This is a genomic window from Acidobacteriota bacterium (genome assembly GCA_035471785.1).
GTDB lineage: Bacteria > Acidobacteriota > UBA6911 > RPQK01 > DATIPO01 > JANQFM01.
This window is the reverse complement of sequence record DATIPQ010000024.1, coordinates 1-23,481: the sequence shown is the minus strand read 5'-3', so window position 1 is coordinate 23,481 and position 23,481 is coordinate 1. Positions and strand designations below refer to the sequence as shown.

General features: G+C 61.9%; 16 protein-coding genes. 8 read left to right on the top strand and 8 right to left on the bottom strand.

What is annotated here, in order from left to right; all coding sequences use genetic code 11:
• Positions 1-21 precede the first annotated feature (21 nt).
• Complete coding sequence (locus VLU25_04260; GenBank protein ID HSR67131.1) at positions 22-2,970, top strand: DUF294 nucleotidyltransferase-like domain-containing protein; 2,949 nt, start codon at positions 22-24, stop codon at positions 2,968-2,970.
• Positions 2,971-2,980: 10 nt separating this feature from the next.
• Here the strand turns inward: VLU25_04260 and VLU25_04255 are convergent, their stop codons facing one another.
• From VLU25_04255 to VLU25_04245, 3 genes are read right to left on the bottom strand one after another with little or no spacing between them, the layout of a single operon-like run.
• Positions 2,981-3,313, bottom strand: coding sequence for a P-II family nitrogen regulator (locus VLU25_04255; GenBank protein HSR67130.1), 333 nt, complete (start codon positions 3,311-3,313; stop codon positions 2,981-2,983).
• A complete protein-coding gene (locus tag VLU25_04250; protein HSR67129.1) occupies positions 3,310-5,778 on the bottom strand; it encodes an HD domain-containing protein in 2,469 nt (822 codons plus the stop codon). The genes VLU25_04255 and VLU25_04250 overlap by 4 nt, the downstream gene beginning before the upstream one ends.
• Positions 5,779-5,826: 48 nt before the next feature.
• Positions 5,827-6,558 carry a helix-turn-helix transcriptional regulator gene (locus VLU25_04245; GenBank protein ID HSR67128.1) on the bottom strand — a complete coding sequence of 244 codons (732 nt, stop codon included), beginning with the start codon at positions 6,556-6,558 and terminating at the stop codon, positions 5,827-5,829.
• Between the two features lie 388 nt (positions 6,559-6,946).
• Between VLU25_04245 and VLU25_04240 the strand changes: the two genes are divergently transcribed.
• On the top strand, positions 6,947-7,606 hold the full coding sequence (locus VLU25_04240) for a helix-turn-helix transcriptional regulator (GenBank protein ID HSR67127.1): 660 nt from the start codon (positions 6,947-6,949) through the stop codon (positions 7,604-7,606).
• Between the two features lie 78 nt (positions 7,607-7,684).
• On the opposite strand, the gene VLU25_04235 is transcribed toward VLU25_04240, so the two are convergent.
• The 4 genes from VLU25_04235 to VLU25_04220 form a co-directional block, all read right to left on the bottom strand.
• A complete protein-coding gene (locus VLU25_04235) occupies positions 7,685-10,369 on the bottom strand; it encodes an ADOP family duplicated permease (protein ID HSR67126.1) in 2,685 nt (894 codons plus the stop codon).
• A 1-nt stretch (position 10,370) separates the two neighbouring features.
• On the bottom strand, positions 10,371-10,730 hold the full coding sequence (locus tag VLU25_04230) for a PadR family transcriptional regulator (protein HSR67125.1): 360 nt from the start codon (positions 10,728-10,730) through the stop codon (positions 10,371-10,373).
• Positions 10,731-10,865: 135 nt separating this feature from the next.
• Positions 10,866-13,529 carry an ABC transporter permease gene (locus VLU25_04225; protein ID HSR67124.1) on the bottom strand — a complete coding sequence of 888 codons (2,664 nt, stop codon included), beginning with the start codon at positions 13,527-13,529 and terminating at the stop codon, positions 10,866-10,868.
• Entirely contained in the window at positions 13,526-13,882 is a 357-nt protein-coding gene (locus VLU25_04220) for a PadR family transcriptional regulator (GenBank protein ID HSR67123.1), read from the bottom strand. Before VLU25_04220 ends, VLU25_04225 begins: the two co-directional genes overlap by 4 nt.
• Positions 13,883-14,027: 145 nt before the next feature.
• Here VLU25_04220 and VLU25_04215 point away from each other — a divergent pair, with 145 nt between their 5' ends.
• The 6 genes from VLU25_04215 to VLU25_04190 all read left to right on the top strand — a co-directional run bounded on the left by VLU25_04215 (position 14,028) and on the right by VLU25_04190 (position 21,072).
• Positions 14,028-14,459: a hypothetical protein gene (locus VLU25_04215; GenBank protein HSR67122.1), complete on the top strand. Its 432-nt coding sequence runs from the start codon at positions 14,028-14,030 to the stop codon at positions 14,457-14,459.
• A complete protein-coding gene (locus VLU25_04210) occupies positions 14,404-14,721 on the top strand; it encodes a hypothetical protein (GenBank protein ID HSR67121.1) in 318 nt (105 codons plus the stop codon). Before VLU25_04215 ends, VLU25_04210 begins: the two co-directional genes overlap by 56 nt.
• Positions 14,722-14,811: 90 nt before the next feature.
• Positions 14,812-15,432, top strand: coding sequence for a class I SAM-dependent methyltransferase (locus VLU25_04205; GenBank protein ID HSR67120.1), 621 nt, complete (start codon positions 14,812-14,814; stop codon positions 15,430-15,432).
• Positions 15,433-15,495: 63 nt separating this feature from the next.
• Positions 15,496-18,621, top strand: coding sequence for a glycosyl hydrolase (locus VLU25_04200; protein ID HSR67119.1), 3,126 nt, complete (start codon positions 15,496-15,498; stop codon positions 18,619-18,621).
• 431 nt (positions 18,622-19,052) lie between these two features.
• Positions 19,053-19,913, top strand: a complete 861-nt coding sequence (locus VLU25_04195; GenBank protein ID HSR67118.1) for a hypothetical protein — start codon at positions 19,053-19,055, stop codon at positions 19,911-19,913.
• 628 nt (positions 19,914-20,541) lie between these two features.
• Positions 20,542-21,072: a hypothetical protein gene (locus tag VLU25_04190; GenBank protein ID HSR67117.1), complete on the top strand. Its 531-nt coding sequence runs from the start codon at positions 20,542-20,544 to the stop codon at positions 21,070-21,072.
• A gap of 35 nt (positions 21,073-21,107) precedes the next feature.
• On the opposite strand, the gene VLU25_04185 is transcribed toward VLU25_04190, so the two are convergent.
• On the bottom strand, positions 21,108-23,481 hold a 2,374-nt coding region (locus tag VLU25_04185; protein HSR67116.1), incomplete at its 5' end, for a PQQ-binding-like beta-propeller repeat protein.

The following is a 23,481-nucleotide window of genomic DNA, read 5'->3' as shown; positions in this document are numbered from 1 at the left end:
GGCATCGGCTATGCTGAAGCCATGCAGGCGCGGGACCTCATTCTTTCGCCCGAGTTGGCGGGCCGGGAAGCTGAAGCCTTCCTGGCCCGCTTCGGTTTCACCGACCCGGCACGGGCCGATGAGCGTCTGCAAAGCCTGGCTCGCCGCATCGGCCAACCCGAGCGCCTGGCCGACTTGCTCTCTTCCCTGCTGGAGGAGATCGCCGATTGCCCCAATCCCGACGCCGTCCTTCCCCGCCTCGAAGATGTCTTCGGGGCGCTGCAAAACCCGGCCGTCTTGATTTCTTTCTTGATGGAAAACCGCGCGGCTCTGGCCCGTCTGGTGTGGATTCTGGCGTCGTCGGGCTATCTGACTCAGACCTTCGTCCGCAACCCCGAGTACGTCTACTGGATTCTCGACCGGGGAAACCTCGAACAGCCGCAGGACCGCGACTATTTCCTGCGCCAGGCCGAAGACGCCGTCAGGCCTTTCGAACACATCCCCTCGGCCCTGGACGCACTGCGCCGGATGCGCCGCAGGGAGAATCTGCGAATCGCGGCTCAGGAAGTTCTCGAGTTGATCGATCTGCCCGATTCCATGTCCCAGATCTCGGCTTTGGCCGATGCCATTCTGCAGTCCGTTTTCGAGCTGGCCTGCCGCAAGTCGGAATTGGCCTCGCCCTCTTTTGCCGTGCTGGCCATGGGCAAGCTGGGCGGCTGCGAACTCAATTTCAGCTCGGACATCGATCTGGTCTATGTCTTCGACCAGGGGGAGAACGACCGCGCCATGCTGCGCCTGGGGCGGACTCTGACCCGCATGCTCAGCGAACCCAGCGGCGAAGGCAGCCTCTACCGCGTGGACTTGCGACTTCGTCCCATGGGCTCCACGGGCCAGATCGCCTACTCTCTGGAAGCCTTCCGCAGCTATTTCGAGACCTGGGCTGACACCGCCGACCGCCTGGCTTTCATCAAGTGCCGGGTTGTGGCCGGCCATGCCGAACTGGGGCGGCGATTCCTGAAGCTGGCCCAACGTTTCGTCTACCGCCGCTATATCGATCTGGCGGCTGTGGAAGAGGTGCGTTGGCTGAAGCGGCGCACCGACCAGAAGATGCGTTCTTTGGGTGAAGAGGAACGCAACGTCAAGCTGGGCATCGGGGGAATCCGCGAGGTGGAATTCTTCGTGCAGGCTTTCCAGCTTCTGCACGGGGGCGAACAGGCCGAGCTGCGGACGACCCAGACCTTGCGGGCCCTGACGGTGCTGGTGGACCGCGGATTCATCGCCCATCAGACCTTCCGCGACCTGCGCGAGGCCTACCGCTTTTTGCGCATACTCGAGCACAAGCTGCAACTGGCCGAGGACCGCCAGACCCATACGCTGCCGGAAGATGCCCGCCAACTGGAGGTCCTCAGCCGGCTCATGCGTCTGGCCCCGCATCAGGACGAGGGCGAGCAGCAGGAAAGGCCCACGCTGCAATCGGAGATGCGCCGTCACAGCAGCAACGTGCGTCAGATCTTCGAGTCTCTCTTCGAGGACAAGCACCTGCCTGAAGGCTTCGAGGAACTGCTGCTCAATCCTGACCTGAGGGGCGAAGAAGGCGTTGACTGGCTCAAGCGCAAGGAGGTGGAAAAGCCCGAAGTCATTCAAAACGGACTGCAGATGCTGGCCTCGGCTCCGGCCTTTCCCGAGTCCCCTTCACGGCTCCGCAATCTGGTGGCCAACCTGGCGCCGGCGCTGATCGAAGCCGCCCAGAGGATGCCTCGAGCCGAGCGCCTCTTCAGCCGCCTCGACCGCCTGGCCGAAGCCAGCGGAGCCCGCAACGGACTCTACCGCGGCCTGGTGGAAAACCGCTCCCTGGCGGCCCGGCTCTTCGACATTCTGGCTGCAGGCAACCTGCTCTCGGAAACGCTTATCGCCAACCCCGAACTGCTGGACGGGGTGAACCGCCCCGAGGAGTGGAAAGAGGCCATGGCCGATGACGCTGATATCGAGGTCGAGGGCTGTCCCGATGCCGATGCCCTGCGCACACTCAAGCGCCGTGAAGAATTCAAGATTGCCGTGCTGGAGCTGGAGGAAGTCATCTCCGGCGAACAGGCCCGCAGACTGCTCAGTTCGCTGGCTGCGTCTTGCTTGAAATGGGCCTTTGACGAAGCTCTGGAGTCGATCGACGATCTGCGGGAACTCCCCATGGCTGTCCTGGCCCTGGGCAAGCTGGGCGGATCGGAGTTGACCTACCACTCCGACCTCGACCTGATGCTGGTCTTCCACAGCCAGGACGTCCCCGACCTGCCGCTGTTGGACGCCTTCGTCCGTCGCTTGCGCGGATTGCTGGAAGAGCTGACGGCCGCCGGACGCGCTTACCGCCTCGACTTCCGGCTGCGCCCCGAAGGCCGCCACGGCGACCCCGCCATTGCACTTGCAGACTTTCACCGGTACCTCAAGGATCGGGCTGAGGCTTGGGAGCGGGTGGCCTACGTCAAGGCGTCCGCCGTGCTGACTCGCCACTTGGACGATCCCTGTCCCGACCTCTTCTGGAATTCCCCCCAAGCGCTCCAAAAGGACGAACGGAGCTCTTTGGCCGGCTTGCGAGAACGCCAGGAAAAGGAGCTGTCTGAAGAGAAAAACGAGGAGCGCTACGACTTCAAGGTCGGCCCGGGCGGCCTGATGGACATCTATTTCATCGTCCAGAGCCTGCAACTGGCGCAGGCCCTGCCCGAGCCCAACACCGCCCGCGCCCTTTCCAAACTCCGCCTCCAGGGCGCCCTCAAGGAAGAGTCCGCCGCCGCCCTTGTGGACGCTTTACACTTCTACCGCCGCCTGGAAGCCGTCAGCCGGCTGGTGCAGGAAAGATCCGCCAATTCAATCCCCAACGATCCTCAGGAAGCTCGTCTCCTGGCTCACCTGACCGCCGACCTCGACCCCCAGGACCTGCTCGACACCTACCTCCACCACCGCCACGCCGTCCGCCGCCTTTACCATCGCCATTTCCACTAACGCCATCCCTTCAAGTAATGTCGCGTTCGCCGGTGCGGATGTTGTAGCCTTCTTCGACCGGAACCACGAAGACGCGCCCGTCGCCGATTTCGCCGGTGCGGGCGGTTTCGATGATGGTGCGGATGACTTCTTCGGCCTGCTCGTCGGGCAGAACCAACTCCACCTTGATCTTGGGCAGCAGGGAGACCTTGTATTCCTGGCCGCGGTAGATGGCGGTATGGCCCCGCTGACGTCCGTGGCCGCGGACTTCCGAAATGGTCATGCCGCGCACGTTGAGTTCGGTGAGGGCATCTTTGACTTCTTCCACTTTGCTGGGACGGATGATGGCGATGATCAGTTTCATGGCGAGGTTTCAATGGCTTCCAGTACGGAGTTTGAGATTTGACGCCGCTGGTCGGGGGACAGGGCGCGTCCCTGGTGGCTGAGGTAGAAGACATCCACCGCGCGCGATCCCTCGGTGGAGATGAGGATCAGTTCGATGTCGCAATCGGCCGCCGCCAGCACCCTTCCGATTCGGTGCAGCAGCCCCAGCGAATCGGGGGCGATTACCTCGAGGATGGAGTACTCGTCCGAGTCGCTTTCGCCGAAGTAGGCAGTGGGCTCGAAGGGGCGGGCCACATCCCGCAAGAGTGGACTTTTAGCCTTTTCTTGCAGCAGTTTAGATATCGAAGCATCATCCTTAATGACAGCCCTCAGAAGGTGCTTGAACGCTTCCCTTTCCTGGGCATTCTTCTCGAAGCGGTCACGCGTGTCGGTGAACTGGAAGAGGTCGAGTACAAGTCCCCGGTCATTGCTGAAACCGTATCCCCTGAGGATGTTCATGTCGAAGTAAGTCAGGGTCCCGGCGATGTGGGCGAAGAGGCGTTTGCGGTCGGGGGTGAGGACGCACAGGCGCCAGCGCTCGTCCTGGCGGTTGAGACGGATCTGCACGGGTTCCTCTTGCAGGCGGGCCGACATGCGGAAGTGCTGAAAAATCTCCTGTCGGTCGACGCTCACCAGATAGCGCTTGGGGAAGCCCTTGAGAAAGTCCTGGAAGGCGGCGGCATCGATTTCCTCGGGAAGGTCGTCGAGAAGCCGCTTGGAGATGGACTGCCTGGAGATGCGCTCGGCTCCGTAGCCTCGGGTGAGATGGTTGTAGGCCGCCACGTAGAGCTGAAAGAGCAGGTCCCGTTGCCAGTCTTTGAGGATTCCCGGTCCCACGGCGCGGATGTCAGCGTAGGTCAACAGGCAAAGCAGACGAAGCTGTTCCACCTCGGAGAAGCGCCCAGCGAAGGAGGCGATGACCTTGGGATCTTCCAGATCGCGCCGAAAGGCCACGTTGGACATGGCCAGATGATCGCGGATCAGGTTGGATACACGCTCGATGTCTTCAGTGGGAAATCCCAGGCGCTTTAGTGCTCGGTGGGCCATCCGGGCGCTGCGCTGGGCGTGATTCCCTTCCCGGCTCTTGCCCACGTCGTGCAGCAGCAACGAGAGAGTCAGCAGTTCAGGCTTCTGGGTTTCCCTCAAAAGGGCCGCAAAGCGCCCGTCGGGACAACTCTCGGGGTCGAGCAACTCTTCGCAATGCTTGATGGCCTGCAAGGTATGCTCGTCCACCGTGTATCGGTGATAGAAATCGCGGATGACCCTTTCCTTAATGCTGCTGAACTCGGGAAAGAGCATCTCCAACACGCCCAGTTCGTACATCTCGCTGAGCGTGCGATAAAGCCCTGGCCGGGGCTGAAAGAGCTCCCGCAGCAGTTGCGTCACCCGTGGTGCACGCAGTCCCGAAGACATTTCGGGGAGAGCTTGAACGGCGGCGTCGCGGGCCGAGTCACCCAGGGGACGCCCCTCTTTAAGGCCATGCAAAAACAGGCCCACCACGTCGGCCGCCGTCGAGACCTCCCGTCCCACGCACTCGATGGCCTCGGAAGGCGGCGGCGGATCGACGGCCGTGACGTTGCGCCGGCACAGGTGGACGATGGTGTGGGCGCTCAGGAAATAAGTGTTCATGAGCGATTCCACGGCCGATGAGGGATCTCGGCTGCCGAATCCCAGCGTCTCCGCAACCTCTTCCTGGAGGCGGTGGGTCAGCTTGTCCTGGCGGCGGCCGGTCATCCAGTGCAGCACCAGGCGGATGCGGCAGAGAAACTCGTGAGCGCGCTGAATCTCGTCTTCCGAAGCGGCCAGAAAAGCCTCGGTTCCCAGCAACCGCTGCAGCCACTGTGCGGTCCAGTAGTCGCGCAGTCCTCCCGGAGAGGACTTGATGTCGGGTTCCAGTTGGTAGACGGTGTTGCCGAACTCCTGGTGACGCTTGCGCGTCAACTCGATGAGACGCTGTGAAAGCTGATCTCCTTGGCGTCGCAGGAAAGGCGGCAGGACGCCCTTGAGAAAGCGTCGCCCCAGCACCTCGTCGCCGGCCACGAAGCGCGCGTCCAGCAGCGCCAGCACGAACTCGGCGAACTGCAGATCGAGGGACTCCAGGTCCTGCATGCGCCACACCTGCTGGCCCACCTGCAAGTCGAGATCCCAGAGGCGGTGGAGAAAATCCCGGATGACCTTCTCCTGCTGCTCCCCCAGGTGAACGATCAGCAAGTCGACGTCGGAAGCCGGAAAGAGCTCGCTCCGACCGTAGCCGCCGATGGCGACCATGGCCACCGGCTCTTCCTTGAGCAATTCGCCCGAAACATCCTTGATGATGCCGTCGATCTCCTCCGTCATGCGACCCAATGCGCGCAAAGCGTTCCCTTGAGCTGTAAAGTCCTCTTCGATGACCTTGCGGGCCCGCGCCAACTGGCGCTTGCGCTTGGGCGGAGAGTGGGTCGGCATGGCTCTTATCTTAGCAGCGCGGCCGGTTTGATGGCACCCGGGAGCAGCTCAATCGGCCTCGAAGAGGGCTTTGAAAGAGGCGTACCATCCAGCCAGAATCACTTCCACCACAGTGGGCTGAAGATGGGCCGGCTTCTTGAGAAGCAGTTGGATGATAAGGGGACTCTTGCCGTGCTCAAAGCGCTTCCAGGATTCGCCGGATGACTTGAGAGCCTCCCGCGCTTCCTGCTCCGGGCAGCGAAAGCGGTAGAGGACGTCGGCCTCGTTTCCCGGATGGCTCAACAGCAAAAAGGCCGACTCCGCCTCCAGGCTGTCGGCCACTGATTCGAAGGCGCTTCGATTGACTTCCCAGTAGGACTCCAATTCCTCAAGTTTGGCTCGGAAGCGGCGTTTCCACCCCCGGCGCAAGAGGCGGTCGGCCCGCTCCATCAGCCTCCCTGAAGCCTCCCGTCCGGGATACAGGGATCGAATGGAAGGCAGGCGTCCCTGGTAGTAGTCCCAAATGGGCCCGAATTCATCCAGCAAACCAACTACGGCGAAAACCTCGCGAGGGTCGATCCCGCAGACCCTGGCAATGCTGAGACATTTCTCCATACTGGTGGGTTGGATCTGCTGAGCGGACATCCAGCGCGCTACGGTGGCGTTGTCGACGCCTAGCTTGCGGGCGATCTTGCGTTGCGAGAGTCCTGGAAATTTGGCCTCGAGAAGCTGTCTCAGACTGCGGAAACGGCCTTCCTTCTCAAAGTCGCCATAGACGCTGGAATCGCTATGCAGCAACATATCTCTATTCCCCCTTGAAACCCGGCAGGCTGACGCCAGCCGGCGTCAAAACCCTCCCCAATGACAAACGTTATAGACCCTCGCAAGGGTCCCGACCCCTCCTGACAGTGTAGCAGACCGTAGCGCGGAGAGACATTTTTCTTCTTATATGTTGCATGGCGCAACGCTAGTGGGGTATGATCCTATGAAGTCACGGGCTTTGACAGTAGGCAAACTTTCCTGCTCTCACTCTGCCGGCCTGACCGCTGGCCCCGTGTCCATAAAGAGTTTCAGTGAGGACTGGATTTCCGGAGGGGGAGACCAACTCGTGTATTTCGTCCCGTGCGCCGATTTCGGGGAACGGTCGGGACAAAAGACGCACCAAATGCGAACAAGACGAGGAGGAATCTTGAGCACCAAAGGTCGAATCAATGACTACGTTGGTCACCGCCTGCAGCAAATCCGCAAATCCCGCAAGATGACTTCGGCCGAAGTCGCCCGTCGCGCGGGAATACCCCCTGGGTCCTACAGTTGCCTGGAAAACGGCTGGTACCGCATGAATCTGGACAGCCTGTTCCGCATTCTGCAGGTGCTGAAGGCCGATATCCGCCAGGTCTGGCCCAGGGCCGACAAGAGTCCCAAGGGCGTGGTGGACGAGGAGTTTCTGGTTGAAGCTACCCGTCAATCCATGCGCCGCCAGCCTCGCGAGGTCTCTTTGGACGATGTCTACGAGGCTGTTTCAGACGCCTTCAACATCGGCAAGGACAAGCTGTTTATCCAGTCGCGTGGCTGGAAGCGGCTCATCCAGGCCCGCGGCGCCATTGGACTGATCGTCCGACAAATACCTTATTTGTCGCTGACCGACCTGTCCGGCTCGCTGGGTTGGAGTCTGTCCTCCATCGGCGAGCAGACCCGCAACTTCGAGGACGCCATCCAAGAAGACGCCGACCTGGCCACGCGCTTCTTTCAAGCCCGCAACACCATCCGCCGGAGTTTCCCTTCCCTGGTGTTGGACGCCGACGACCTCGAGCGGGAGGAAGAATGCGTGGCCCAGTCACGCGCCTCTTGATCGGCTCTCGCGACTTTCTGCCCGCGGCTCCTGGTCTTGGCCGGGAAGCCGCGGGTTTTCTTTCTTGTTCGGGAGGCTCTATTCTGTGCGCAGAGCCGCTATGGGGTCGGTGCGCAGAGCCCGGAGGGCAGGGCCCGCAACGGCGATCAGAGCCGTCAGCAGCGTCACTCCCGTCACCACCAGAGGGACGAGCAGAGGGGGATTGGAGGGATCGGCAAGCGCGGCCAGCCCCACCAGGCCGCCGATCAGGACCAGACCGACGCCCATTCCCAGCAGCACGCCTCTCAGTCCTCGACGGACGATGAGGCGGATGACTCCGGCCCTTTCCGCGCCCAGGGCCACACGGATGGCGATTTCTTTTTCCATCAGGCTGGCGGCATAGGCCACCAGGCCGTGCATTCCCAGGGCGGCCAGCAGAAGAGCGAAGCCCGCGAAGGCGCTGAGCATGATGGCGGCGATTTTAAGGGGACGCCAGGCTTGCTCGGCAAGATCCTCCATCGCCACCACGTTGACCCCCACCGAGGCATCCAACTCGGCCACTTGCTTTCTGATTTCTAGCGCGGGGGCCGCTCCTTCCCGATGGGTGCGCAAAATGGCGAAAAAGCGGCGTTGGGGCTGACGCTGGGAGAAGGTGTAAATCCGGTCTCGCCTCTCCATAAAGACGATGCCGCCGATACTGTCTGCCGCAATTCCCACGATGACGCCTTGCTGCTGGCGCGGACCCGGGTTGAGAAGAACGGACTGACCGATGGGACTGGAATCCGGCCAATGACGCCGGGCCAAGGCGGCACTGATGACGATGGGCGCTGTCCCGGTCTGGTCGGCTGCCTGGAAGTCCCGGCCCTGCAGCAAAGGGATTCCCATGCTGGAAAAGTAACCCTGGCTGACGCGGCTCCAGAGGGCGTTGATCTCAGCCTCGGGCTGTTGCTCGGGCAGCCGGTAGCCGATTTCATGCTCTTCGAAGTTGAGGGGCAGGGTCTGGGTGAGGGCCGTCTGCTCGACAGAGGGAAGTGCCTTCAGCCTCTCCAGCAGGGCGTTCTGAAAAGCCTCGACGGACTGGGCCGAGGGATAGTCAGCCTGGGGAAGATTGATGGCTACCGAAGTCAGACCCCGAGGCTGGAAGCCGAGATCGAGGCGCCGGAAGTCGTCCAGCGCGGAGACGGCCAGCAGAGCGGCCGCCGAGAGAATCATGGCGCCTGCCGTCTGTACCGCGACAAGCAGGCGGGTCAGGCGGCGGCTTCGTCGCGAGGCCGTACCCCGCGCGCCCTCGCTGAGGGCATCGCTCAGATTTGCTCCGGCTCGCCAGGCGGGGATCAGGCCGAAGACCAGTCCGGCCGCCGCCGACAGCAGTAGAGCCAAGGCCACCGTCCAACCGTCGAGGTGCACGTCTCCCACCCGGAAGATTTGTGCGGGGATAATGCTTCCCACTGTAAGAATGCACCAGCGGGCCAGAAGAAGGCCCAGCCCGGCGGCGGCCAGGGCGATCAGCGAGCTCTGCAACAGCGTCTGCAAGGCCATCCGTCCACGGCTGGCGCCCAAAGCCTGGCGCACGGCCAGTTCGCGCCGTCCCGTCATGCCTCGAGCCATGAAGAGATTGGCCACGTTGCCGCAAACCACCAGCAGCACCGCTGCCAGCGCTCCCAGGAGCACCAGTCCCATGAGGTGGAAGAGGTCGTAGAAGAACACCAGCGCCTCCCGCAGCGGGACCACGCGCACGCCCCGCTCGCGATAGACGTCGGGATACTCTTCGGCCAGGGCCGAATGGACGCCTTTCAACTCCTCGGCGGCGGAAATCAAACTGGCGTCTTGAGCCAGGCGTCCGATCACCAGCCAGTCGCTTCGCTGGCGCTCGCCCTTCAAAGGACTCTCGATCGGCGCCCACAAGCGGACCGAAGCGAAGGGAAAATGAAAGTCCTGAGGAGCCACCCCCACCACCAGATGGCGATTCCCGTTGAGGTCTATTGGGCGTCCCACGATCTGCTCGTCGCCGCCGTAGCGAGTGAGCCAGAGCGAATGTCCCAGCACGACCTTGGGGTCTCCCGGCCGGTCCTCGGCGGGCAAAAATAGGCGTCCGCGCTGAGCCTGCACCCCCAAGAGGTGAAAGAGATTGGGAGTGACCCAGGCCATGTCGAACTGCTCGGGCGGACCGGCGCCGTCCGACAGATTGACCGTTGAATACTGGTAGGCAGCCAGATCTTGAAAGCTGCTGAGCCGAGCCTGCCAGTCCTCGAAGGTGGGGCCGGATTGGCGCAGCAAATCCCATCCCATCTCGCCTCTTCGCTCCAGATCGGTCTCGTATAGATGAACCAGTTGCTCGGATTGAGGAAACGTCAGAGGACGGAACAAGAAGGGGCTCAAGAAGCTGTAGAGAGCTGTATTGGCCCCGATCGTCAGGCCTAGAATCAAGACGGCGGTGAGGGCGAATCCCGGAGATCGTATCAGGGAGCGAAATGCGTAGGTCAATTCGGAGCGCAGTGCTTGCATGGGACCTCCTCCTGATGGACTGCCCACATTGCCACGGGGCGGAAGTAAACGATCTTTCCATTCACCGAGCCCTTGCAGGCACAGGTCGGCCAGGGCTCCCGTCCAGAGTCGAATCAGGCCGATCCACCCGCGCCCACGCCAAGCGGCCCGGCAGGAATCGTGAAAGGCCTCGCGCAGATCCCTGGAAAACCGCTTGCGGAAAGAGGGCGGATAGACTTTTAGCAGCCAGCGGTAGAGCCTCGACGAGAACCGTACCGCGACCGCTTCGCGTTTCTCCATCTCATCCCTCATCCAGGAGTTGCAGGGCCCGGCCGAGCCGGACCCACCGCGCCATCCGCTCGGCCTCGGCGGCGGCCACTTCCCTTCCCAGCGTGGTGATGCGGTAATAGCGTCGCCGTTCGTCGCTTTCAGGATCCACCTTGCGGCGCTCCAACTCGCAGACCAGTCCGCCCTCCAGCATCTTTTTCAAGTGTCTGTAGAGCGCTCCCGGCTGCATGCGGACTTGGGCGCCGGAAAGTGCGGCGGCATCCTGCATGATGCCGTAGCCATGCCGGTCCTGCTCCATCAGGACCATCAGTATCGCCAACACCTGAGGGTTGAGCGGGAGCCAGTCTTGAATCGTCTGTTGTTTCTCCGTCATTACAAACGGGTTGATTATAGACAGATTGTTTATAGTAGGTCAAGGGTGAAGTTAAGTTGACGGCGCTTGGCTCTCTTTAGTGCCGATGAGCCCCAGGGAAAAACAAGACATCCTAGGAAGCGGGCTGAAGCAGACTCATTCGCTGCGCAGGGCCACCACCGGTTGAACGCGGCTGGCCCGCGATCCCGGGACGGCCAGGGCCAGCAAGGTTGTGGCCACCAGAAGGAGGGCTGAGGCTGCCAGGATCAGGGGGTCGGCGGGACTGACTTGATGGAGCAGACTGGAGATCACTCCTCCCAGCCCCAGGGCCAGGAGCGTCCCCAGCAGGATGCCCCACAAGGCAGGCCGCAGACCTTGTTGCAGCACCAGTGCCACCACGTGGCGGTCAAGCGCCCCCAGAGCCCTGCGGATGCCGATCTGATGGGTGAGGCGGGAGACGACAAAGGCCACCACGCTGTAGATTCCCACCGATGCCAGAATCAGTGCGGTCAAGGCGAAGGCGCCCAGCAAGAGGGTGATGAAGCGCTCGTCTGAAAGGGAGGCTGCGGCCACCTCCTGCATGCTGCGCACCTGGGTGATGGGCTGCTGGGGATCGATGCGGCGCACCTGCTCCCGCACGGCCGGCGTCAATGCCTGGGGATCGCTTCCCTGCCCATCCGTCCGCAGTACCAGGAAGCTGTTGTTGAAGGGCGCTTGAACGAGAGGCACGTAGATCTCTGGTGCGTCCGGTTGGGCGCCGGGGGCTAAACCGTAGACCTGCACGTCCCCCACCACGCCGATGATCTGGTAGCTGCGGGCGAAGTCTCCGCTGCCGGCGGCGATGCGCCGTCCGATGGGATCGCCCGAAGGGATATGGCGCTTGACCAGGGTCTCGTTGACGATGGCCACCAGAGGCCCGCCGGCAGCGTCCCGGGGACTGAAATCGCGTCCTTGCAGCAGCGCTATGCCCATGGTGCGGAAATATCCCGGACTGACGCGCTGGAAATGAGCGCCGGGACGGCGGGCCACGTCCACTGGCGTTTCGCCCTCGATGGAAAAGAAGAGTCCGTTGTTCCAAAAGGTGACCGGAATCTGAGTCACGAGAGCCGTCGACTCCACTCCCGGCAAGGCTTCCACGTTTTCGCGCAGACGCTGAAAGAAATCGAGACTTGCTTGGGCCTCGGAATACTTGCTGTAGGGCAAGCTGATATGAAACGAGAGGACGTTCTCAGGGTCCAATCCGATCTCGCTCTGCTGGAGCTGCCAGAGGCTGCGGATGAGCAGTCCCGACCCCACCAGCAGTACCAGGGCCAACGCCGTCTCGGTCACCAGGAGCAGACTGCGCGAGCGTCTCTGCCCGGTGCCGGGCAAAGAGGTGCGTCCGGCCCGTTTGAGGGTCTCGTTGGGATCCTGGCGCCAGGCCCTCCAGGCGGGCGCGCCGGCCGAGATCAATCCCGTCAGCAGCGAGACGGCCAGGGCGAAGGCCAGCACCCGCCAGTCCACCTGCACCTGGGCCTCTGCAGGCAGCGTGCCCGGAGGAATCCAGGCGGAAAAGAGGCGCAGGGTCCAGTGAGCCACCGCCACCCCCAGCGCCCCTCCAGCCAGGGCCAGCAGGAGGTTCTCGACCAGGAACTGGCGCAACAGCCGCAGGCGTCCCGCCCCCAGGGCCGAACGCAGGGCCACTTCGCGCTCCCGTTCCGAGGCCCGCACCAGATTAAGGTTGGCCACGTTGACGCAGGCGATGGAGAGCACCAGCAGCACGGCGGCAAAGAGCACCCATAAGCTCTGAGCCAGGTCGGACGCCACGATGCGTTCGCGCAGGGGATCGATGCGGACGCCCCAGTCCTTGTTGGTCTCGGGCGACTCTTCCGCGATGGCTGCGGCAATGGCGTCCATCTCGGACTGGGCCTGGGAGAGACTGCGTCCCTGGGCCAGACGGGCGTAGACGGTGAGGTAATGGCTGGCCCGTCCCACCTGGCTCGGGTCGAAGATCAGCGGGAAGTAAAGCTGAGCTGGACGGCGGTCGAGAGGACCCGGCTCGAGAATGCCCACGACTGGCATCTGCTTGCCGTCCACGGTGATGGTTTGCCCCACCAGCGCCGGGTCGCCTCCAAAGCGGCTCTGCCACAACGCGTGGGTCAGGATCACGGTCGGCTCTCCGCTCTGCCGGGATTCGGGCAGAAAGCCGGTCCCCAAGGCCATATCCACCCCCAGCAGACGGAAGAATCCGGGCGATACCGCCGCCCCCGAGATCTGTTCCGGTTCCCCGCCCCGCGTCACAACCACGCCGTCATCGCTGAAGGCGGCCATGGATTCAAAGCTCCGGCTCTGCTCGCGCCAATCGAGAAAAGTGCGCGGAGAAACCGAATTGCGCGGATACTCGGGCGGCCTCTCCCAGAGCATGAACAGCCGTTCAGGATCTTGATAGGGCAGCGGCTTGAGAAGGACCGAATCGACGACGCTGAAGATGGCCGTGTTGGCCCCGATTCCCAGGGCCAGCGTCACCATCGCCACCAGCGCAAACCCGGGATGCCGGCGCAACTGGCGCAGTCCGAATTGAAGGTCATGGCCTAATGCGGCGAACCAGGCGCGGCCTCTCGATGAAGAACCTTGGGAGGCCAAGATCCGGCGTCCTTGGCGACGCACGTCCTGGGGGTCGCCGAATTGCCTCAGAGCCTGGGCGCGGGCTTCCTGGCGGCTCATCCCCTTCTTCATGTTGGCTTCCATGCGCATTTGCAGATGGAAGCTGATTTCTTCCTCGATTTCCCCGTCGATCTCGGCCGCCAGGGTCGGATCGATCCCTTCTCCGTCGTTTCTCATGGCCCTTTCTCCTCGGCTGCATCTGCTCCCATGATGGCGTCCACGGCGGCGCTGAAACTCTTCCAGCGCCGCGACGCACCCTGCAGATGCCTGCGCCCCTTAGCGGTCAACTGATAGAACTTGGCGATGCGGTTGTTCTCGGAGCGGGCTTTGTGGGACTTGATCCATCCCCGCTTTTCCATGCGGTAGAGAGCCGGGTACATCGACCCCTCCCCCACCTTGAGCACGTCCTGGCTGATCCGTTCGATGGCCTCGGTGATGGCGTAGCCGTGCATGGCCCCTCTCCTCAGAGTCTGTAGAATCAGCATCTCCAAGGTCCCCCGCAGCAAATCTCCGCGATCTGATCTGGTCATCGTCTTCCAGTTTAGACCCTTAGACTGTCGAAGGGAAGATAGGGTTGCCCTTTTTTTTGCGGTCGAGGTGGCATGGAGGCCCGATTGTGCCGGGTTGAGAGATTGCCGCGCTGCGGGTAGAGTGCTCTTCAAAAAGCGAGGATGGATGAGCAAGCAGAAGTGGAGCGATCTCTACCGTTTGGAGGACTGGTGGGCGATCTGGCTGGGATTCCTGCTTTTGGGCAGCGTCTTGGCCGGATGGGTCGCCACCGTCCCCAAGATCGCCTCCGCCGGCATTGGGGCAATGACAATGAAGCGAGAAAGCCACAAGTTGATGGGGTCGGGTCTGGTGGCGGCCCTAGCCGGCGTGTCGATCTCCCTGCTCTTTCCCTGGCTGGCGCAGAGCGGTTGGGCGGGAGAGGCCGTGCAAAAAACCCACCAGGAAAACCGCGACGCCTCGGCGATCTTCTATACTGATTCGGAACATCTTTTGCAAGTCGTTGACCGGCCGCCTCGGAAAAGGCTGCCCAAAGGAAGGACTGATGATGAGCGATACGCCCCCGATTGCCTGTACGCCCGGCGTTCTCAACGACGATGAGAACCAGGGTCGCGAAGCCTTGATCGAGACTTTGCGCCAAGCCGTGCTTTCCTTATCATTCAGCGACCACGGGCTTGCCGTAAAGCTGCACAAGAGCAAGGAGACGGTCCTGGCCGCGGCAAGGCTGGCGGCTTTCGAGTCGCTGTGCTGCCCGTTCCTCTCCATTCGCCTTCGCATCGATCCCGGAGAAGCCCCCTTGGCGCTGGAGATGATCGGACCATCCGGAAGCGGAGAGGTGCTGCGCACCGAACTGGGCCTTTGAAAATGCTACCGGACGGTCGGGGCGAATACGCAGGAAGCCGCCGTAATGAACGGAGGGACGTTGCGGCCGTTGGCGGTATAGCATTGAGCGATGCGAGAGAAGATCGAGGACGACACAGCCAATGGATATGAATCCTTCGCCTCGGACTACATGGCTCGCCGCGATCAGTCGCGCATCGGCGTGGCCACGGTGCGAAAGTGGGCAGGGTCTCTGGAACCGGGGACGGCGATTCTCGATCTTGGCTGCGGTCATGGCGTACCCGTCTCGCGGGCCTTGCTCGACGACGGTTTCACCATCTATGGCGTCGACGCTTCGCCCAGCCTGGCGGAAGCTTTCGGCAAGCGCTGCCCTGAAGGGCAGGTCGTCTGCGAGCCCGTCGAGAAGTCCAGCTTCTTTGATCGGAAGTTCGATGCCGCCTTGGCCAGCGGGCTGATGTTCCTGCTGCCGGCCCAGGCGCAGCGCGATCTCATCGCCAAGGTTGCGCTGGCCCTCAATCCGGGCGGCCGTTTCCTCTTCTCGGCGCCCACCGAGAAGGGCGCCTGGAGAGACGTTCTGACCGGCCGCGAGTCGCTTTCCTTAGGCATAGAGGCCTACCTGACCGCCATCTCGGACGCAGGCCTCTCCCTGCTGGCCCAGCACGTCGATGAAGGTGAAAACCACTACTACGACACGGCCAAAGCGTGTTTAGGACGGCTCACACTCTCGGGGTAAAGACTCAGGTCACCTGGCGAGTCCTGATTGCATGAAGCACCCGCCGGGCCTATGCTGACAGGCATGCTGACACGGTACTCGACCTGGTTGCTTTTGCTCCTGACGGCTTTGTGCGGCGGTTTGTCGGCCTCCGGGCCCGACCCGGAGACCTTCAAGGGCCTGCAATGGCGAAACATCGGACCCTTCAGGGGAGGCCGCTCGACGACTGTGGCCGGGGTCCCTTCCCAGCGGGGCACCTTCTACTTCGGAACCACCGGCGGAGGCGTCTGGAAGACTCTCGACGGCGGGGATAGCTGGCGCAACGTATCGGACGGTTTCATCCAGTCCGGCTCCATCGGAGCGGTGGCGGTAGCCGACTCAGACCCCAACGTGGTCTACGTGGGGACAGGTGAAGCTCCCTTTCGGGGCGTGATGAGTTCCTCGGGCGACGGGGTTTACAAGTCCACCGACGCCGGAAAGACCTGGACTCACGCAGGACTGGAGAAGACCCGCCAGATCTCGGCTGTCCGCATCCATCCACGCGACTCCGACCTGGTCTACGTGGCCGCCCAAGGCAGTCCCTGGGGCGACAGCGAGGAACGGGGCATCTACCGCTCCCGGGATGGAGGCGCGAGCTGGGAGAAGGTCCTCTACGTCGATCAGCGCAGCGGGGCCAGCGACCTGAGCATGGACCCTACCAATCCGCGCATCCTCTACGCCGCCTTCTGGGATCATCGGCGCAAGCCCTGGAGAGTGTTCAGCGGAGGCCCGGGCAGCGGCATCCACAAGAGCAGCGACGGCGGAGACACCTGGGAGCAGCTCGGCGAGGGACTGCCCGATCAGATGGGCAAGATCGGAGTGGCCGTGTCGCCGGCGCGTCCTCAGCGGGTGTGGGCCATCGTGGAGGCCGAGGAGGGCGGCCTTTTCCGCTCAGACGACGGCGGCCAGCAGTGGACGCGGGTCAACCGCCAGCGCGTCCTGCGGGCCAGGGCCTGGTACTACACCCACGTCTTCGCCGATCCCCTCGACGAGGAGACGGTCTACGTCCTCAACGCCCCCCTCATGAAGTCGGTGGACGGAGGCAAGACCTTCAAGCGCATCGAGGTGCCCCACGGGGACAACCATGCCCTCTGGATCTCTCCTCTCGACAACCAGGTCCTCATCAACGGCAATGACGGAGGCGCCAACGTCTCCTACAGCGGCGGGCGCACCTGGTCGACCCAGTCCAACCAGCCCACCGCCCAGTTCTACCGGGTCATCACCGACCAGCGCTTTCCCTACCATGTTTACGGGGGCCAGCAGGACAACTCCACCGTGGCCATTGCCAGCCGCAGCATGGATTCTCACATCGGACGCCAGCACTGGCATGCTGTGGGCGGCTGCGAGAGCGCGCACGTAGCCTTCGATCCCAGCGATCCCAACCTGGTTTACGCCGGCTGCTATCAAGGCATCATCACCGAGTACAACCACCGGCTCGGACAAGAGCGCAACATCATGGCCTACCCCTACCTGGGCTTGGGCTCGCAACCCAAGGACCTCAAGTATCGCTTTAACTGGAACGCCCCCATCCTGGTTTCGCAGCATGACCCGCAGGTCATCTTTCATGCCGGCAACGTGCTCTTGCGCAGCGACGACAGGGGACAATCGTGGCGCGAGATCAGTCCCGACCTGACCCGCGATGAGGAGGAAAAGCAAGGTCCGGGAGGGGCGCCCATCACCAACGAGGCGGCGGGAGGGGAGACCTACAACACGATTCTCTACGTGGCCGAGTCGCCTCACGAAGAAGGGGTGCTTTGGGCGGGCAGCGACGACGGGCTGGTTCATCTGACGCGAAACGGCGGAGCCGACTGGCAAGACGTCACCCCGCCGGGAATCGGCGAGGCCATGATCAACTCCATCGAGGTTTCGCCCCATGATCCCGCCACGGCCTATCTGGCCGTCACCCGCTACAAGTGGGACGACTTCTCTCCCTACCTCTTCAAGACCGAGGACTTCGGGGCCACCTGGACGTCGCTTACCGAGGGCTTCGAGCCCCAACATTTCCTGCGCGTGGTGCGCGAGGATACGGTGCGTCCGGGATTGCTCTATGCCGGCACCGAGTACGGTTTCTACGTTTCCTGGGACGGCGGCGCTCAGTGGGAGCGCTTTCAGCTCAACCTGCCCGTCACGCCGGTCACCGATGTGCGGGTCAAGGATGCGGACCTGGTGGCCGCTACTCAAGGGCGCGCCTTCTGGATACTCGACGACATCGCCCCGCTGCGGGAGTGGGAGGAAGAACTGGCCGACAAGGACTTGCACTTGTTCAAGCCCTCGCCGGCCGTCCGCACCGGGGGGTCAGCGGGAGACAGTGCGGAAGCCGGCAAGAACCCGCCCAACGGCGCCATCCTCTACTACTGGCTGGCTGAGGCGGTGGAGGAAGGCGAAGATCCGCTGGAGTTAGAGATTCTCGACTCGGGCGGGAAGGTCATACGCAGCTTTTCCAGCGCCAAGCCTGAGAAGAACGAGTCCGACGGCGATGAGGGTCCAGCGGCCGAGAAGCCGCTGCTTGCGTCCAAAGGCCTTAACCGCTTTGTCTGGGACCTGCGCCGGGAACCGGTGGCCAAGGTGCCCGGACTCTTCGTCATCGGGGGGTTGGAGGGCTACCGCCTGGCCCCCGGCGATTTCACGGTGCGGCTGCGGCGGGGCGGACAAGCCGAAGAAGCGCCCCTGCAGGTCGCACAAGATCCGCGCACCGATTTCACGGCCCGGCAGTTCGCCGAGCAGCAGGACATCCTCGACGGTCTCTGGAAGCGGGCCGACAGCGTCCAACGCGACGTCCAGCGTCTGCGCTCGCTGCGCCGTCAGATCAACGACCTGCTGGAGCTGACCAGCGGGCACGAGGCCGACGACGAAATCTCGCAGGCCGGCGAGAGGCTGCTGGAGAGGATCGAGGCACTGGAAAGCACCCTGGCCCAGCCCAAACAGGAAACCTTCCAGGACGTCATCAACTTCCCCAACAAGCTCAACGCCCGCCTCCTCAACCTCATGCGCACCATCGATGAAGGCGGCCCGCCGGTCACCGAGGGAGCCAAGCTGCTCTTGCAGGAGCTGGCGTTTGCTCATGAGGAAGCCGAGGCAGCAGTCGCCGCCTTCTTAAGCCAAACCCTGCCGGAGTTCATTGACCTGCTGGCGGAAAAACAGATCCCGCCCATCATTCTCCCCGGCAGCTAAGCCTGCTTTTGGTCCATATCCCACAACTCCTTCAACCGGCTGCCCAGACCAAATCAACAGCCGCCGAGGAGCGGCGGTCTGGTCTCCGAGGACCTCCATACGGTTGCGGTGCACCAGTCAACCACCGCCAGGTCGAGGAGCGCCAGAAGATTCGACACAGGGAGAAACTAGAAGAGTTGTTAACTAGCCGTAGATCATTCTCATACTGGTATTTGAAGAATTACGTGCTAAGCGCAAGACTAAATATGTAACTTCAGTAGCGAAAATAGCTTATTTTCTAATGATTTTTGATTTCTTCTCTTGACAACCCCCGAACATCGAACTATATTTATGATACTAGCTAATCTGAAATCTAGTATGTGACCTTTTGGCTTGGCGATGACTTCTTCGCATATGTGATGAGGACAAATACTTAACCAGGAGTGGGCGCTATGCTTTCTTATCCAATAACCCTAGGTCTCAGCCTGCTGTTGATGCTGAGCTTGATTCCAGGGCCCGGTAGCCTCATTAAAGCTCAGGAGAAGGAAAGGCGAAATGCCAACAGCGAGGAGCAGCTCAATCAAATTCCCAGCCTGCGGCATTTTTCAATCCGAGTTGTTTCGGAGGACGTCGTGAACGGCACAGTACGATATGTCATCGCTAATCGACTGCCTCGGGTGATCACAGCATGGGAAGTTGAATACCGTATGACCTATGCGAGCGGACGCTCCTCTTCGCTCCTCCATGCTACCGACTGGGCGATGGCAGGGCGCTGGACCTTTGATGAGAATGAGGGACCGCTTCGACCTGGCGAAGAGCGGGAAGTGACTGCAAATCCAGTGCCTCCCAGCTCCAGAAGATCGGATCCTGCTGGGTACGGCGAACTGACCGGCATAGCTGTCGATGCCCGCGCGATCATCTTCGAGGACTTGGGCACAGTCGGGGATCCTGCGCGAGCTGCCGAGATTTTGGAAGAACGGAAGATTTCTCAATCGGTTCGTGAGCACTGGCTTGAGGAGTTGAAAACGGCAGTGGCTGAGGCCGCAGACGAGCAAGATCTGCTCTCTCGACTCGGTCTGATCAAGAAACAACTGCGCGACGGCAATTCTAGATACCCTGTAGGAAGACACTCCTCAGATCATTCGTCCGCAAGACTGGAAGAAAAGAGTCTGGCCGGATCACTGGCCTTTCCAATGTCGGGTCTTAGGACGCGCAGCGGCCGAGACGCTTACAGCCAAGCGGCGCAAATTATCAAGGATCTCGAAGTAATGGTCAGCGCGTCCCGTGCCCATGTCCCACGAGACCCACGTTAGAAAAATAGCCAGCGAAAAACATCAAAACAAGAAACACCACACAATGGAATAGAACATGAATAGAATAGCCATATTGACAGTTGGAATGACTCTCGGCATTGCCGGTGTGATCCCTGGCTTGGCTCAGAACTGCGTTGACTGCAAGTGCATAGCATCGTCACTCACGGACGATATTCTAGATGTCTCGTCATGTCCCGGAGCAGGCAATCCCATTACCCATATGCAAACGTGGTCTGTTGGATGCTACGGAGTATCAGCTCAGCCGAAGCAAACAAGTGGCAAAGGCGAATGCATCTCCTCGTCGTGTAGACTGGGAGGCTGGGACCATTGCGTTCCAGTAATGAATGATCCGACAATCACGCTTTCCGCCAGCAATTGTCAGTGGAAGCAGAAGGTCATCAATCGGAGACGCAGAGCTGGCCTTTGCTTCTGTGAGAATACAACCACCAACATGTTCTCGGTTCCATCCTCTGGATGCCCGGGCTGCCCCACACCCTGTCCTCCTCCTCCGAGCGGCGACGATGATCCCAATGGCTGCAATCCGACGCAAGCTGAACTGGACGCCTGTTACCAAAACGGCCTGATCTACGATTTTGGCATCTGCGCGTGCTCGCCAGGAACCCCGATTTTGATCAGCGAGAAGGGCAATCGCATTGAGCTTACGGGACTTGATGGCGGCGTTGAGTTTGACCTAAATGGCGATGGCCACCGGGAACGCGTAAGCTGGACCGCAGCAGGTTCAAGAGCAGGCTTCCTAGTCCTTGATCGAAATGGAAATGGTGTCATTGACAGCGGACGGGAGCTCTTCGGTAATTTCACTTCGCAGCCAGCCTTGGCAGATCGAAACGGCTTCCATGCTCTCGGGGTGTTTGACGAGGAGAGTGAAGGAGGTAATCAAGATGGACTCATCAGCGCCGAGGACAGTGTGTTTCCGTCATTGGGACTCTGGTACGACTGGAATCATGACGGACGATCTCAAGCCGACGAACTGGTATCTGTGGCGGCGACGTCAATTCGCAAGATACCCTTGACCTTCACGACTAGTCGGCGAACCGACGGCTTTGGAAATGAGTTCCGCTACTGGACCAGACTCGAAACGACGACTGGCAGTCTATTCGCAGTCGACGTCTTCCTTTTGATCGGTCCGCCGCTGCCTTGACGGCTGCTTGCTACGCCGGATAAGTAGGGCCTGCTTCAGTCCTTTTTGAGCGGGAAGAGGGTTTGCAGCAGCCGGTCGGTGCGGTTGCGCCAGCTTGAAAAGCCGGCACCGTCATGGGTCTCTCCGCCCACGTAGCTGTATCCCTTGGAGCGCAGCATGCGGGCGAAAGCCATGCTGTCGGCTCGGGCGTCCCAGCCTTCCTTCTCGCTCTTGTCGTCGTACTTGCCCCATTCGAGATAAACCGTCAGGGGCTGCTCTTGAGGGCTGGCCAGCAGGGCCGCGTACTCTTCCCGGTAGGCGCTTTCGTAGACGATGGAACGTAGACCAAGGCGAGCGAACAAGTCGGGATGCTTGGCGGCCGCATAAAAGCTGGCGAACGCCGTGTAGTCGCCTCCCACCAGTCCACGCGACTGCGGATCGTCGATGATGGGATAGCGCTCTTCGACCAGTGGAACGACTTCCTCAACCAGCATCCGGCGGGTGGCGTCCTTTTCTGCGCCTGAGTAGCTTTGATAGATGGTGTATCCATTGGAGGCGCCATTGGGCCTTTCTCCCGGTGCGGGAATGAAGACCGCGATCAAAGGCTGGACGCTCTGGCCGATGAGGTTGTCGAGGGTCTGGACCATGCGGCCGAAGAGAATCTCCAGGGTGCCGGCGTGAATATAGAGGACGGGATAGCGCTGATCGGGGTCGTAGTCGGCCGGCAGATAGACTTTCAGCGGCAGATGGATCTGGCGGTGGCTGCTGCTGAAGGGGACTTCTTCCAACCGTCCCCGGCGCCGGGGCGTGGCTTCGTGGAGAAAGCCGGGAGGGCGCCAGTCCGGCATGGTCACAACCGACCTGGAATCGCCGTAGTAGCGTTCGTCGCGCTGGGGATTGCGGTCGTCCAGCACCCAATGCTCGAAGTCTCTGAGAAATCCGTAGGTGATACGGGCGTCGGGTTCCAGGGGAGACGAGTAGTAGAAGAAGTCGGTGTCTGCGATGCGGTTCATGGGACGGTCGGTGCGGCCTCCGAAGAGATCCGAGACCAAAGCGATGTCCCGCCCCGGTCCGCGATAGATGAAGTGCACCTTGTCCTTGTCTTCGATGACCGGGAGCCGGGGTTGGGACTGCAGGAAGCGGTCGATTTCAGCGCCGGGGTCGGCTGACGACTCCGTCTTGGCCACCCACTTAGCGAAGTCCGATTCGGGCAGGACGCCGGGCCGTTCCCGGTCGAGCGCCATGGGAACGCTGGCCTCCACTACGTCGACCCGGGCCAGTTCCGACATGCTGCGCAGATAGAAGCTGCCCTGGTAGAAGCTGGCGGGAGTCCAGACCAGGTCGTCGAAGAGGTTCAGTCCGGCCATTTCCTGGTAGCCTTGCGGGGAAGCCCGGCCTACGCTGAGTGCACCGTCTTTGGTCGCAACGACCAAGTGTCCGTCGACAACGATGGGAAAACCGTCGCTGGGCGTCCGCGACTTCCAGGCGGTTTCTCCCGTCTCGGCCGATATGGCGGTCATGATCCGGCCCGAGGGTCCATAGATGTAGCCGTCGTGGTGAACCGCAACCACGTAGGTTCCGCGGATGGAACGGCTCGACCACACTTCCCGGACTCCGCCTTGCTCCGGTCCCACCAGTTCAAAGAGCTTGGATCCCGAGGCCCGGTTCTTGAGGAAGAAGCGATGGTTCGAGGTGGGGACGATGTTGCTGCTCATGCTGCCGATGACCGAGCCGTCTCCGCCGTGCTCGACCGACCACAGTTGGCGTCCGCTGCGCGGGTCCACGCCGAACAACCGCTTGTCTCCCACCCCCAGAAGAAGCGGCTCGCCCTCGAAGTCGGCAATGAAGGGAGACTGGTAATTGACGGCCCCCTGGCAGCAAGCCCAGCGCACCTCTCCGGTATCGGCCTGGAAGGCAGCGATGGCGGCTTGCTTGCCGCCGGTCTGCACGATCACCAGGTCGTCAAAAGGGATAGGTGAAGTTGCGAATCCGTAGAAAGGGGCTGGAGAATCGTGATCCTCGGCCAGATCCGAACTCCAGATTACACTTCCATCGGCCAAATCAAGGGCCGCCAGACGTCCGCCGGTATCCACAATGAAGACCCTTCCGTCCGCGATCAGGGGCGTCGAGATGGGGCCGTCCTGCGAGCCCCAGTGTCCCGGATACCTGGGCCCGACCGGGGTTCGCCAGCGCTCCTCCCCGGTAGCGGCGTCGAAAGCCGCCACCACGTCATGCTCACCTGAGGCGAAGGCCGTAACCGCGATACCGCCGGCAAGTGATACCGCCGAGTATCCGGGGCCCAGCGGCCTCCTCCAGGCCACTTCGAGGCGGTACTTCCGATCAGGCTCGAATGTCCCGCTGCCCTTGACGCTGAGGTCCATGTTAGGACCCCGCCAGCGGGTCCAGTCCTCGCCCGCCCGCGCGCTCAGG

Bases quoted from the DNA above. Each gene is read 5' to 3' on its own strand.
- VLU25_04260 (HSR67131.1), top strand. From the start codon at position 22: ATGCAGGCGCGGGACCTCATTCTTTCGCCCGAGTTGGCGGGCCGGGAA.
- VLU25_04205 (HSR67120.1), top strand. From the start codon at position 14,812: ATGCGAGAGAAGATCGAGGACGACACAGCCAATGGATATGAATCCTTC.
- VLU25_04225 (HSR67124.1), bottom strand. From the start codon at position 13,529: ATGAGAAACGACGGAGAAGGGATCGATCCGACCCTGGCGGCCGAGATC.
- VLU25_04215 (HSR67122.1), top strand. From the start codon at position 14,028: ATGAGCAAGCAGAAGTGGAGCGATCTCTACCGTTTGGAGGACTGGTGG.
- VLU25_04200 (HSR67119.1), top strand. From the start codon at position 15,496: ATGCTGACACGGTACTCGACCTGGTTGCTTTTGCTCCTGACGGCTTTG.
- VLU25_04250 (HSR67129.1), bottom strand. From the start codon at position 5,778: ATGCCGACCCACTCTCCGCCCAAGCGCAAGCGCCAGTTGGCGCGGGCC.
- VLU25_04245 (HSR67128.1), bottom strand. From the start codon at position 6,558: ATGTTGCTGCATAGCGATTCCAGCGTCTATGGCGACTTTGAGAAGGAA.
- VLU25_04210 (HSR67121.1), top strand. From the start codon at position 14,404: ATGATGAGCGATACGCCCCCGATTGCCTGTACGCCCGGCGTTCTCAAC.
- VLU25_04195 (HSR67118.1), top strand. From the start codon at position 19,053: ATGCTTTCTTATCCAATAACCCTAGGTCTCAGCCTGCTGTTGATGCTG.
- VLU25_04230 (HSR67125.1), bottom strand. From the start codon at position 10,730: ATGACGGAGAAACAACAGACGATTCAAGACTGGCTCCCGCTCAACCCT.
- VLU25_04255 (HSR67130.1), bottom strand. From the start codon at position 3,313: ATGAAACTGATCATCGCCATCATCCGTCCCAGCAAAGTGGAAGAAGTC.
- VLU25_04235 (HSR67126.1), bottom strand. From the start codon at position 10,369: ATGGAGAAACGCGAAGCGGTCGCGGTACGGTTCTCGTCGAGGCTCTAC.
- VLU25_04220 (HSR67123.1), bottom strand. From the start codon at position 13,882: ATGACCAGATCAGATCGCGGAGATTTGCTGCGGGGGACCTTGGAGATG.